The sequence below is a fragment of the Lachnoclostridium edouardi genome (assembly GCF_900240245.1).
Taxonomy (GTDB): domain Bacteria; phylum Bacillota; class Clostridia; order Lachnospirales; family Lachnospiraceae; genus Lachnoclostridium_A; species Lachnoclostridium_A edouardi.
On the sequence record NZ_OESQ01000001.1, the window covers coordinates 1768828 to 1780729 of the forward strand.

Below are 11902 nucleotides of genomic sequence, written 5' to 3' on the forward strand. Positions count from 1 at the left end.
TTTCTATTCTACTATGATTTTTGGCGAAATGCAATTAATTTGCAGATAGGGTTTCCCTTGGCCACAAACTTTTCCTCGTATTCTGTCATTACATTTCCCTGGACATAATCACTGTGATGAAGATCGTATGTATGCATCTCAATCTTCCACCCTGCCTCAGGAATTGACTCCATAGAATAATCAAATAAAGGCCTGTTGTCCGTTTTAAATTCCACTTTGCCGTTGTCATCTAATATCTGGTCATAAACGTTCATAAATTCTCGGGAGGTTAAACGTCTTTTCGCGTGGCGGTCCTTAGGCCATGGATCTGAAAAATTCAGGTAAATTCCAGACACCTCTCCTTTTTCAAAAATATTTCCCAGTTCCTTTGCATCCACGCACATAAAAAATATATTAGAAAGCTCCAGCTCTCCTCTTTTCTGAAGTCCCCTTAAAAGAACGCTGGAATACCTTTCTATTCCTATATAATTAATATGGGGATTTCTTTGAGCCAGCTCCATAATAAACTTTCCTTTGCCCATGCCTACTTCAATTTTTATCGGATGATTGTTTCCAAAAACCTCGTTCCATCTTCCTTTTTTAGCCTCCGGCTGCTGTATGACATAAGGACTATTTAAAATCTCCTCTTCTGCCCCTTTTATGTGGCGCAGTCTCATATGATTTCCTCCTTAACTAATGATTTTCTTCATTTTATACTGCTGATTTATTCTATCATTGGGCCGTTTTCTTTTCAAGTAGAAAACCCTCTTACAATTATCTTAAAAAGTCAAAAAAATGGTGCAGAATTCGGAATTTTTTTGTATAATAGATTTAAGAATCTTTATTTTTGCCAAGGAGGAACCATATATGGGAAATACAGCCAGAGAATCCAGCTGGGAAAGGATCCAGCGGTACGTAAAGGAGACGGAACGCCTCATAGGCCAGAAGCAGTACAACCTGGCTATGGTTAAAGCCAGACAAACTCTGGAATATATGGTAAAGTGCCTGGGCGAGCGAGCCTGCATAGTTGACGGAGATTTGATGGAAACCATAGACGAGCTGTACCAGGGCCGCTGGATCAGCAAGTCTACCTGCGAGCACTTTCACAAGATCCGTATTATAGGAAATAAAGCAGTCCATGAAAACAGCGATAACGCTTACGATGCCAACCAGGCCTATCATCTTCTTTCCCAGGAAGTTTATACCTTTGCCAATAATTACAATACCCAAAAAAGAAGGCCTTCCTCATCACAGCAGCAGCCATCCCGTTCTTCAGGAAATCGGAAAAAGCGGCGCAAAAAAGGACTTTCCTCCCAAGACCTTATTAAACTGCTGATCCCGCTTCTCATAGTCATTTTGCTTCTTATTGTAATACGTCTATTTAAGAACGATACACAGGATGAGACGCCTACCACTTCTATCCCGCCTGTTACCTCAGAACAACAGTCCATGGAGCCTATGACAGAGGCGGAAGAGATTCCAAGCACAGAACCGGCGTCTACTGCAAGCACAGTCACATATAAGGCTGCAGACGCTTTAAATGTAAGAAAAGACCCATCCACCAACAATGCACGCCTTGGATTGATTCCAGCAGGAACATCCCTGGAATACATAAGAGATTATGACGACAAGTGGGCGGTTATTATGTATAACGGACAGGAAGCATACGTTTCAAAGGAGTTTATCACCACAGAGTAAAGCCTGTAAGGGCGCAGCATATCTGCCAAGATGCTGCGCCCTATTTTATGTGCATTTTTCCCTGTTCATTGTGCAATATTCACAATCAAGCATACTTTTTTAGCGCTTTTTATACAAATTCACCCTAGCTTTTTTTTAATAAAGAGAGTATGATGGTAGCATATTTTTAAAAATTACTATATTAAAGGCGAGGAGGAATACAAATTTGAACAATATAATAAGTAAGATTTCCGAAATTGAATCTGCAGCCTCTTCCATAATGGACAATGCTAATCTTCAAAAACAAGCCCTTTCAAAGGACATGGAACAGCGCACAAAAGCCTTTGATGAGCAGCTGGAGGCTGAAACCAATGAAAAAATCCAGGCTATGCGCTCTGAAATGGAGCTGGAGATGCAAAAGCAGCTGGACCTGCAGAAGCAGGATACTGACAAGACCATTGCCCTTTTAGACCAATTGTACAAGAAAAATCACATGCAGTATGTTGATCAGCTGTTCCAGGATATGATAAAGGAGTGATCTTATGGGAAATCTGTTAAGCTACAGCGGCATTGCCACAAAGCTTCGGGCCATGAAAAGCAAGTTTATATCAGAACGGCAGTTTCAGGATATGGCTTCCCTTTCCAGTGTAGGGGAGGCACTTGAATTTCTTAAAAATACTGCAGCTTACGGACAAATATTTTCCGGTATAGACGCAGAGCTGCATCGCTCTGATATTGAAAAATTACTTTCCCGCTCCCAACATCAGGACTTTGAAAAACTATATCATTTTGCTAATCTGTCACAACGAAAGTTTCTTAACCTGTATTTCACCAACTTTGAAATCTCCATATTAAAAAAATGCCTTAGAAATACCCTGGAGGATAACCCGGCTAATTTGGATTTATCTATGTTCCAGGAATTTTTTCGCCTTCATTCCAAGCTGGACTTAGAAAAGCTGTCGTCAGCCTCCACATTTTCTCAGCTTACCATGGCTTTAGAAGGCACGCCTTACCACGGAGTTTTTAAAGAATTAGAGCAAAATGAACCGGCCGGCTTATTTGACTATGAAATGCAGCTGGACTTATTTCATTTCCGAATGATTTGGAAGCAAAAAAATAAATTATTTACCAGAGAAGAGCAGAAAACTATTACTCAATGTTTTGGCAGCCAAATGGACATGTTAAACCTTCAATGGATTTACAGGTCCAAAAAATATTACCATATGGAACCGGCTACCATTTATTCTCTGTTAATTCCTGTGCGGTATAAGCTAAAGCAGGAGGATATCCGCCAGCTTGTAGAATCAGGGAGTATAGAAGAATTTTTTAATCTTCTGTCATTTACTTATTATGGGAAAATGCGCACAGAAGAGATTTCAGAACGGCCTAACCTGGAATTGCTCTATGAAAAAGTTCTGAGCAGGATCTATTCTGTTACCAGTCAAAAAAATCCTTACTCCATCGCTATTCTTAACTCCTATTTCTATTTTAAAAATGTAGAAATACACAGAATTATCACTACCATCGAGGGAATTCGCTATGGTGTCAATACAAGCGACATAATTTCATATTCCATGAAAAATTAAAAGGAGGGAGCAACTCTTGATAGAAAAAATGAAGTTTTTAAGTATTACCGGTCCTAAGGAGGACATTGACCGGGTAGTTGACCAATACTTGTCAAAATATGAAATACACCTGGAAAATGCCTTATCTGAGCTCCGGACAGTAAAGGTTCTTCGTCCTTTTACTGATGCCAATCCATATAAAGATGTATGGCAGCGTTCTCTTCAGCTAAAGGAATTATTTCAGGGGGAAATATCAGGCGCTGTTCCTGATATGAATTTAGAGGAAGCTGTGAGAACTGTAGACGCCATCTATGCAAGTCTGGAAGAATTCCGCAGCAGACGTGCTGAGTTAGAAGCTTCTATTAAACAGATGGAGGAGTCTAAGGAACGCATCTCCCCATTTAAAGAGCTGAATTATAATTTAAGCTCTATTCTCCATTTTAAATATATTAAATTCAGATTTGGACGTATTTCTAAGGAATATTACGAAAAACTAAACAAATATGTTTATGATACCATTGACACCATGGTTTATAAGTGTCAGGAGGAGGACGACTATGTATGGATCGTATACTTTGTTCCAAAAACAATACGGAAGAAAATCGACGCTATATTTGCCTCCCTTCATTTTGAGCGGTACTATATACCAGATGAATATGAAGGCACTCCGTCTGAGGCCAACAGCATTTTAGAGGAGAAGCTGCAGCAGCAGAGAGATGAAATATCCAGCTTGAATCAACGGGAAGCCGCCTCTCTGGCCAAGCATAAAACTGAGGTTTTTGCCGCCGCAAAGCGTCTCACTACATTCTCAAATAATTTTAACGTGAGAAAGCTGGCCGCCTGCACGGCCCACGAAAAAGCTACCTTTTACATTTTATGCGGATGGATGAGCGCTGTGGATGCAGAGAAGTTTCAGAAGGAAATTGAAAAGGACTCTGATACCTTTTGTATTGTGGAGGATGACCATGAAAATTTAATCAGTCCCCCTCCCACCAAGCTGCGCAACCCAAAATTATTCCGTCCATTTGAAATGTTTATTCGCATGTACGGTCTTCCGTCTTATGATGAATTTGATCCTACTATGTTAGTCGGCCTGACCTATTCCTTTCTCTTTGGATTTATGTTTGGGGATGCCGGTCAGGGGCTATGCCTCTTAATAGGAGGATTTATTCTCTATAAAATGAAAAAAGCCAATTTGGCGGCTATTATTTCCTGCTGCGGCTTTTTCTCCACTATATTTGGATTTATGTTTGGAAGTATTTTTGGATTTGAAGATATAATAGAACCTGTATGGCTGCGGCCTGCAGAAGCTATGACCAACCTTCCCTTTATCGGTAAGCTGAACACTGTGTTTGTAGTGGCCATTGCCATTGGCATGGGAATCATTCTTCTCACTATGATTCTTAATATAAAAAACAGCTTAAAGCAAAAGGATTTGGAAAAGTCCTGGTTTGACACTAACGGCGCCGCAGGCTTTGTATTTTACGCCAGTATGACTGCTGTAATAACTTTGTTTATGACAGGCCGCGCGCTTCCTGCCGGTATTGTCATGGCAGTTATGTTTGTAATACCGCTTTTCATTATTTTCTTTAAAGAGCCTCTCACCGCTATTGTTGAGAAAAAAGCGGAAATTATGCCGGCTGAAAAAGGGATGTTTTTTGTCCAGGGATTTTTTGAGCTGTTTGAAGTGCTGCTCAGCTACTTTTCCAACACCTTGTCCTTTGTCCGTGTCGGAGCCTTTGCCGTCAGCCATGCAGCTATGATGCAGGTCGTTCTTATGTTAGCGGGAGCAGAATCAGGGGGCAGTCCCAACTGGATTATAGTTATTTTGGGCAACCTGTTTGTCTGCGGCATGGAAGGACTGATTGTAGGCATTCAGGTGCTTCGTCTGGAGTATTATGAGCTGTTCAGCCGTTTTTACCGTGGAAACGGCCGTGAATTCCGCCCATATGGAAAAGCTTAAAAATTACACTATATAAAGTAAAGGAGAAATCACTATGACATTATTAGTAAAAATTACATTATCTATTGCCCTTCTTTTAAGTATTGCCGTACCTTTCGGAGCATTTGCTGCTGGAGAAAAAACAAGGGGACGCTACAAAGTAGCTTTGGGCGTTAATACAGCCCTTTTCTTTGGCGTAATGCTTGTAGCCGCATTCCTTATGTTCAGTCAAACTGCATTTGCAGCTCCCGAGGCAGCCTCCGCAGTTTCCCAAAGCTCTGCCGGCCTTGGTTATCTGGCTGCTGCTCTTTCCACAGGTCTTTCCTGCGTAGGCGGCGGTATCGCCGTGTCAGCCGCTGCTTCTGCTGCTTTAGGCGCAATTAGTGAGGATTCTTCCATTCTGGGTAAATCCCTCATCTTCGTTGGTCTTGCCGAAGGTGTTTGTCTGTACGGTTTGATCATTTCCTTTATGATCTTAGGCCAGCTTTAATTTATGAAAATGTACTTAATCAGCGACAACATTGATACTTTAACTGGTATGAGACTAGCTGGAGTAGAAGGTGTTGTGGTTCACCAGGAACATGAATTGCAGGACGCACTAAATAAGGTTCTGGCCGATAAAGAGATTGGTATTGTGCTTCTTACAGAAAAGTTCGGAAGAGATTTCCCGGAAATTGTAAACAACGTCAAGCTGTCTTACAAGACCCCTTTGTTTGTAGAAATACCTGACCGCCACGGAACCGGCCGCAAGCCCAACTTTATTACTGATTACGTCAATGAAGCAATCGGATTAAAATTATAGGAAAGCAGGTGATTATCTTGACAACAGAGGAAAAATTACAGCATTTTCTGGATTTCTGTATGGAGGACTCCAGAGCCAGAAGCGCCAAATTAATAGATGAATACACTGCAGCCCTGGAAAAAACATTTGAGGAGCACCAGGCGGAAGCCAGGCAACGGGCCGCAATGCAGCTGCATCAGGAGCAGGAGCATATTAAACGGGAATGTAATAAGCGTCTTGCTATTGAACAGCTCCAGTTAAAACGAACCTTAGGCCAGAAAAACGAAGAATTAAAGGCTATGATAATAGTTGAGCTGAGAAACCGCCTGGCGGAATTTATGGATTCCCAGGAATATTTCCCTTTGCTGGAAAAGCAAATCAAAGAGGCAAAGGAGTTTGCAGGAGACCAGGAGCTGATTATTTACATGGACCCTGCAGACGAAAATAAAATTCCCAGACTGGCTTTACATCATAATGTAACTATAAAGCCTTGTGACCATTCCTTTTTAGGCGGTATAAAAGCAGAAATTCCATCCAGGAATATTTTAATTGACAACTCTTTCGCCACAAAGCTGGAGGAGGCTAAGCACAACTTTAAATTTGACATTCATCTGGAAGGAGGAGGAAATAATGGCTAAAACAGGAATCATCTACGGCATTAACGGCCCCATTATATACGTAAAAGACGATGTAGGCTTTCAGATGCATGAAATGGTTTATGTAGGCCGGGAGAATCTGGTAGGCGAGGTTATTAGTCTTTCCTCAGATTCCACCACCATCCAGGTATATGAGGAAACTACTGGAATCAAGCCCGGCGAAATTGTTACAGGCACAGGAGCCCCGGTCTCTGTAACCCTGGCCCCAGGTATTCTCAGCAATATTTTCGACGGCATTGAACGTCCTCTTCACGAAATCGCCAGAGAAGGCGGAATTTACATTAACCGTGGCATCAATATTGATTCTCTGGACACAGAGAAATTATGGGATACTCATATTGTAGTAAAGCAGGGACAGCACCTGTTTCCCGGCGCTATTATTGCGGAAGTGCCCGAGACAAGGGCCATTGTCCATAAGGTTATGATTCCCCCTGATGTGGAGGGTTCTGTTATAAATGTAGTAACTGACGGAAAATATAAAATTAATGACGTGCTGCTTACGCTGCAGCTAGGGGACGGCACAGAGCTGCCTGTTACCATGGCGCAGAAATGGCCTATTCGCGTGGCGCGTCCAACCGCCAAACGTTTTCCTCCGGCAAAGCCTTTAATTACAGGCCAAAGAATCCTGGATACACTGTTTCCTCTGGCCAAGGGCGGCACGGCCGCTATCCCCGGAGGCTTCGGAACAGGAAAAACAATGACCCAGCATCAAATTGCCAAGTGGTCTGACGCTGATATTATTATATATATTGGCTGCGGAGAAAGGGGCAACGAGATGACTCAGGTGCTGGAGGAATTCAGCCAGCTGATCGACCCAAAATCCGGCAATCCTCTGATGGACAGAACCACTTTAATTGCCAACACCTCCAACATGCCTGTAGCTGCCCGTGAAGCCAGTCTTTACTCTGGCCTGACCCTTGCAGAATACTACAGAGACATGGGGTATCACGTAGCAATTATGGCCGACTCTACCTCCAGGTGGGCGGAGGCTTTAAGAGAGCTTTCCGGACGATTGGAGGAGATGCCTGCTGAGGAAGGCTTCCCGGCATATCTGGCGTCCCGGCTTTCGGCCTTTTATGAAAGAGCCGGCATGATGCAGAATTTAAATGGCACAGAAGGCTCTGTATCAATTATCGGAGCAGTTTCTCCTCAGGGCGGCGATTTCTCCGAGCCGGTAACGCAGAATACAAAGCGTTTTGTCCGCTGCTTCTGGGGACTTGACAAAAACTTAGCTTATGCCAGACATTTCCCTGCTATTCAGTGGCTGACAAGCTACTCTGAATACTTAATGGATTTATCTCAATGGTATTCTGACAATGTAGATAAAAAATTTATTGACTATAGAAACCGCCTTGTCTTCCTGCTGACCCAGGAAAGCAATCTGATGGAAATTGTAAAGCTGATTGGCAGCGACGTGCTTCCTGACGATCAAAAGCTGATTTTGGAAATCGCCAAAGTAATCCGCGTCGGCTTTCTTCAGCAAAACGCCTTCCATCCGGACGACACCTGCGTTCCCATGAAAAAGCAATTTCAGATGATGGATATTATCCTTTATCTTTACAAAAAATCCAGAGCTTTAATTTCCATGGGAATGCCTATGTCAGTTTTAAAGGAGGATCCAATCTTTGACAAAGTAATTTCCATAAAATACGACATTCCCAACAACAAGCCGGAAATGTTTGACCACTATAAAAAAATGATAGACCAGTTCTACGATAATGTCGTAGAGCGGAATGGTTAAGGAGGTGCTTCCATGGCAATCGAATATTTAGGACTAAGCCAGATCAACGGTCCTCTGGTGGTTTTGGAAGGCGTCCAGAACGCTGCTTTTGACGAGATTGTAGAAATGACTGTAAACGGCAATGAGCATCGCCTGGGCCGTGTAATTGAAATTTATAATAATAAAGCCATTATCCAGGTTTACGAGGGGACGGAGGGCATGGCTCTGCGCAATACTCACACCCGTTTAACAGGGCATCCTATGGAAATCGGAGTGTCAGAATCCATGCTGGGCCGTACCTTTAACGGCATCGGCATTCCTATTGACGGCTTGGGAGATATAGACGCTGACAAAATGCTGGATGTAAACGGAAAGCCTTTAAATCCTGTAACCAGAGAGTATCCCAGAAACTATATCCGCACCGGCCTTTCCGCCATAGACGGGCTGACTACCTTAATCCGCGGACAAAAGCTTCCTATTTTCTCCGGAAACGGTCTTCCCCATGACCAATTAGCTGCCCAGATTGTTCAGCAGGCCTCCCTTGGAGACGATACAGACGAGAAATTTGCTATTGTGTTTGCCGCCATGGGCGTTAAATACGACGTAGCTGACTTCTTCCGCCGCACTTTTGAGGAAAGCGGAGTTTCTGACCATGTGGCAATGTTTATTAATCTGGCCAACGACCCTGTGGTGGAAAGGCTGATTACCCCCAAAGTGGCCCTCACTTTAGCTGAATATCTGGCTTTTGAGAGAGGTATGCACATTCTGGTTATTTTAACCGATATGACCTCATTTGCCGAGGCAATGAGGGAGGTTTCCTCCTCCAAAGGAGAAATTCCTTCCCGAAAAGGCTTTCCCGGCTATTTGTACAGCGAGCTGGCCACTATTTATGAGCGGGCCGGTATTGTAAAAGGCAGTAAGGGCTCTGTAACCCAGATTCCAATACTGACTATGCCAAATGATGATATTACTCATCCTATCCCTGATTTAACAGGCTACATTACAGAAGGACAGATTGTGCTGGACCGTCTTCTCCAGGGTCAATCTGTATACCCGCCGATTAACGTACTGCCTTCCCTGTCCCGTCTGATGAAGGACGGTATCGGCAAAGGTTTTACAAGAGAAGACCATCAGGACGTGGCGAATCAGCTGTTTTCCTGTTACGCCAAGGTGGGGGACGCCAGAGCCCTTGCCTCTGTAATCGGCGAGGACGAGCTTTCTCCTATTGATAAAAAATATTTGGAATTCGGGCAGGCGTTTGAGCATCAATTTGTAGGCCAGGATCTGCAGGAAAACAGAACGATTCTGGAAACCCTTAATATTGGCTGGAAGCTCCTTGGAATGCTTCCCAGAAAAGAGCTGGACCGTATTGACACAAAGATTTTAGATCAATATTATCAGCCTGCTGACAGGGACTGATAAATAAGGAGGGATTTTATGAATCTGAATTCATTTCCCACAAAAGGCAATCTGATTCTGGCAAAAAATTCTCTGGCTTTGGCCCGCCAGGGCTATGGCCTTATGGACAAGAAAAGAAACATTCTGCTGCGGGAATTAATGGGCCTGATTGATGAGGCAAAAAATATTCAGTCTGAAATAGACTCTACCTTTACAGCCGCTTATCAGGCTCTTCAAATAGCTAATATTGAACTGGGCATCAACTATGTGCAGGAAATCAGCTCTTCTGTACCTGTGGAAAACGGAATCCGTATTAAAGTGCGCAGTATTATGGGCACGGAGATCCCTTTAGTAGAACACCAGGAGGCGCCTTTAAATCCTGCCTACGCTTATTACAGCACTAGGGAATCTTTAGACGAGGCCAGAGCCAATTTTGAAAAGGTAAAGGAGCTTACTATTAAGCTTTCCATGATAGAAAATTCCGCCTACCGCCTGGCAAATAATATTAAAAAGACGCAGAAAAGAGCCAACGCCCTAAAAAACATTACAATTCCAACCTACGAGGAGCTTAGCCGCAATATAACAAACGCGTTGGAAGAAAAAGAGCGAGAAGAGTTTACCAGACTAAAGGTAATTAAACAGACAAAGCAGAAATAAAATCACATACAAAAGCTGCCTCAGAATGTTCTTCATTCTGGGGCTCTTTCTTTTTTCCTGTTTAAGGCTTTTATGTAAATTGAAAAATCTGTTTCCCTATGCTAAAATGAAACTACTTATTTATCAGGAGGTACTATCTTTGGAATTACACTGGTCAATACTGTTTGCCATGGAAACTATAGGAACCATTGCATTTGCTTCCTCCGGGGCCATGGTAGCTATTGAAAAGAACCTGGATCTTTTAGGGGTAATTGTTCTCGGCGTTACTACTGCAGTGGGGGGCGGAATGCTTAGGGACATTATTATTGGAAACATACCGCCTAATTTATTTGTAAATCCTGTTTACGTGTTCATGGCCTTGGCCACAGTAATTATTTTATTCCTGATTATTCGCTTTCACCGCCATTTTTTATTTGGCCGCTCCAGAATAACCTATGAAAAAATTATGAATATTTTTGATGCCGTAGGCTTAGGAGCATTTACAGTTGTAGGGATTGATACTGCCGTCAGCTCCGGTTACGGCGAATACCATTTTCTCGCCGCATTTTTAGGTGTAATGACAGGAGTGGGAGGCGGAATTCTGCGGGATATTATGGCGGATCAGACGCCGTATATATTGAAAAAGCACGTGTATGCCAGCGCTTCTATTGCAGGAGCCGTGGCTTACATTTTACTGGCAGGTCAGATTTCTTCTGACAGCGCCATGATTATTTGTTCTGTGCTTGTAGTGGCGATTCGTTTGCTGGCCACAAAATACCGGTGGAATCTGCCCACTGCGCTGGGAAATATAGAGAAAGGAGACATTGTAAGGGACCATGAAAGTTCTCTATAATTTGCTGGGTATTCTTTGTTCCTTTTGTTTAATTATAATACTTCTTATTACTTCAGTGGAGGCTGTTGCTTATTGGACTCCAGGATACTATGAGAAGGAATATTCAAAATATCATGTAACTGAGGCTGTGCATATGGAAATGGACGACCTGCTTACAGTCACATACGAAATGATGGATTATCTGAAAGGTCAAAGGACAGATCTTCATATTACTACTGTGGTGGACGGACAGGAGCGGGAGTTTTTTAATGAGCGGGAAATCGCCCATATGGAGGATGTGCGCAATTTATTTTTAGGAGGAATCACTCTTCGCCGGACCTGCATGATGGCAGCTTCCGCATGTTTATTACTTCTCTTATTTTTAAAAGCGGACATTAAAAAAGTGCTGCCGCGGACAATCTGTCTGGGCACTGGGATATTTTTTATTATTTCAGCTGTTTTAGGAGGAATTATATCCACAGACTTTACAAAATACTTTATTATTTTCCACAAAATATTCTTTAACAATGATCTTTGGATTTTAGACCCTTCCACTGATCTTCTGATTAATATTGTACCTGAGCCGTTTTTTATGGACACGGCTTTCCGCATCGGCGTATTATTTATTTCAGGAGTGCTGATTATGTTTATCGCCTGCCTGGCCTGCGCCATACTGGAAAAGAAAAGCAGCGCAACTAAATAATATTCTGAAATGG

Annotated in this window: 13 protein-coding genes; 12 read left to right on the forward strand and 1 reads right to left on the reverse strand. The window is 42.8% G+C overall.

The window, feature by feature from the left end; genetic code table 11:
• Positions 1 to 11: 11 nt before the first annotated feature.
• Positions 12 to 656, reverse strand: a complete 645-nt coding sequence (gene trmB, locus C1A07_RS08295; RefSeq protein WP_101876697.1) for a tRNA (guanosine(46)-N7)-methyltransferase TrmB — start codon at positions 654 to 656, stop codon at positions 12 to 14.
• Between the two features lie 190 nt (positions 657 to 846).
• On the opposite strand from trmB, the gene C1A07_RS08300 reads away from it, so the two are divergent.
• From C1A07_RS08300 to C1A07_RS08355, 12 genes are all read left to right on the forward strand, one after another.
• Positions 847 to 1677, forward strand: coding sequence for an SH3 domain-containing protein (locus C1A07_RS08300; RefSeq protein WP_101876698.1), 831 nt, complete (start codon positions 847 to 849; stop codon positions 1675 to 1677).
• A 205-nt stretch (positions 1678 to 1882) separates the two neighbouring features.
• Positions 1883 to 2194 (forward strand): ATPase, encoded by a 312-nt coding sequence (locus tag C1A07_RS08305; RefSeq protein ID WP_101876699.1) that lies wholly within the window; start codon positions 1883 to 1885, stop codon positions 2192 to 2194.
• A 4-nt stretch (positions 2195 to 2198) separates the two neighbouring features.
• Positions 2199 to 3242, forward strand: coding sequence for a V0D/AC39 family V-type ATPase subunit (locus C1A07_RS08310; protein ID WP_101876700.1), 1044 nt, complete (start codon positions 2199 to 2201; stop codon positions 3240 to 3242).
• A 16-nt stretch (positions 3243 to 3258) separates the two neighbouring features.
• Positions 3259 to 5184 (forward strand): V-type ATP synthase subunit I, encoded by a 1926-nt coding sequence (locus C1A07_RS08315; RefSeq protein WP_101876701.1) that lies wholly within the window; start codon positions 3259 to 3261, stop codon positions 5182 to 5184.
• Positions 5185 to 5218: 34 nt separating this feature from the next.
• Complete coding sequence (locus tag C1A07_RS08320; protein WP_101876702.1) at positions 5219 to 5653, forward strand: ATP synthase subunit C; 435 nt, start codon at positions 5219 to 5221, stop codon at positions 5651 to 5653.
• Between the two features lie 3 nt (positions 5654 to 5656).
• The gene (locus C1A07_RS08325; RefSeq protein ID WP_101876703.1) at positions 5657 to 5965 is read left to right on the forward strand and encodes a V-type ATP synthase subunit F; all 309 of its coding nucleotides are present in this window, start codon (positions 5657 to 5659) and stop codon (positions 5963 to 5965) included.
• Positions 5966 to 5982: 17 nt separating this feature from the next.
• A complete protein-coding gene (locus C1A07_RS08330) occupies positions 5983 to 6582 on the forward strand; it encodes a V-type ATP synthase subunit E (RefSeq protein WP_101876704.1) in 600 nt (199 codons plus the stop codon).
• Positions 6575 to 8341 (forward strand): V-type ATP synthase subunit A, encoded by a 1767-nt coding sequence (locus C1A07_RS08335; protein ID WP_101876705.1) that lies wholly within the window; start codon positions 6575 to 6577, stop codon positions 8339 to 8341. The genes C1A07_RS08330 and C1A07_RS08335 overlap by 8 nt, the downstream gene beginning before the upstream one ends.
• A 12-nt stretch (positions 8342 to 8353) precedes the next feature.
• A complete protein-coding gene (locus C1A07_RS08340) occupies positions 8354 to 9739 on the forward strand; it encodes a V-type ATP synthase subunit B (RefSeq protein ID WP_101876706.1) in 1386 nt (461 codons plus the stop codon).
• 18 nt (positions 9740 to 9757) lie between these two features.
• On the forward strand, positions 9758 to 10375 hold the full coding sequence (locus C1A07_RS08345; RefSeq protein ID WP_101876707.1) for a V-type ATP synthase subunit D: 618 nt from the start codon (positions 9758 to 9760) through the stop codon (positions 10373 to 10375).
• 139 nt (positions 10376 to 10514) lie between these two features.
• Positions 10515 to 11207: a trimeric intracellular cation channel family protein gene (locus C1A07_RS08350; RefSeq protein WP_101876708.1), complete on the forward strand. Its 693-nt coding sequence runs from the start codon at positions 10515 to 10517 to the stop codon at positions 11205 to 11207.
• Positions 11191 to 11889, forward strand: coding sequence for a TIGR01906 family membrane protein (locus C1A07_RS08355; protein WP_101876709.1), 699 nt, complete (start codon positions 11191 to 11193; stop codon positions 11887 to 11889). The genes C1A07_RS08350 and C1A07_RS08355 overlap by 17 nt, the downstream gene beginning before the upstream one ends.
• Positions 11890 to 11902 lie beyond the last annotated feature (13 nt).

Bases quoted from the DNA above. Each gene is read 5' to 3' on its own strand.
- trmB (WP_101876697.1), bottom strand. From the start codon at position 656: ATGAGACTGCGCCACATAAAAGGGGCAGAAGAGGAGATTTTAAATAGT.
- C1A07_RS08300 (WP_101876698.1), top strand. From the start codon at position 847: ATGGGAAATACAGCCAGAGAATCCAGCTGGGAAAGGATCCAGCGGTAC.
- C1A07_RS08310 (WP_101876700.1), top strand. From the start codon at position 2,199: ATGGGAAATCTGTTAAGCTACAGCGGCATTGCCACAAAGCTTCGGGCC.
- C1A07_RS08320 (WP_101876702.1), top strand. From the start codon at position 5,219: ATGACATTATTAGTAAAAATTACATTATCTATTGCCCTTCTTTTAAGT.
- C1A07_RS08325 (WP_101876703.1), top strand. From the start codon at position 5,657: ATGAAAATGTACTTAATCAGCGACAACATTGATACTTTAACTGGTATG.
- C1A07_RS08335 (WP_101876705.1), top strand. From the start codon at position 6,575: ATGGCTAAAACAGGAATCATCTACGGCATTAACGGCCCCATTATATAC.
- C1A07_RS08340 (WP_101876706.1), top strand. From the start codon at position 8,354: ATGGCAATCGAATATTTAGGACTAAGCCAGATCAACGGTCCTCTGGTG.
- C1A07_RS08345 (WP_101876707.1), top strand. From the start codon at position 9,758: ATGAATCTGAATTCATTTCCCACAAAAGGCAATCTGATTCTGGCAAAA.
- C1A07_RS08355 (WP_101876709.1), top strand. From the start codon at position 11,191: ATGAAAGTTCTCTATAATTTGCTGGGTATTCTTTGTTCCTTTTGTTTA.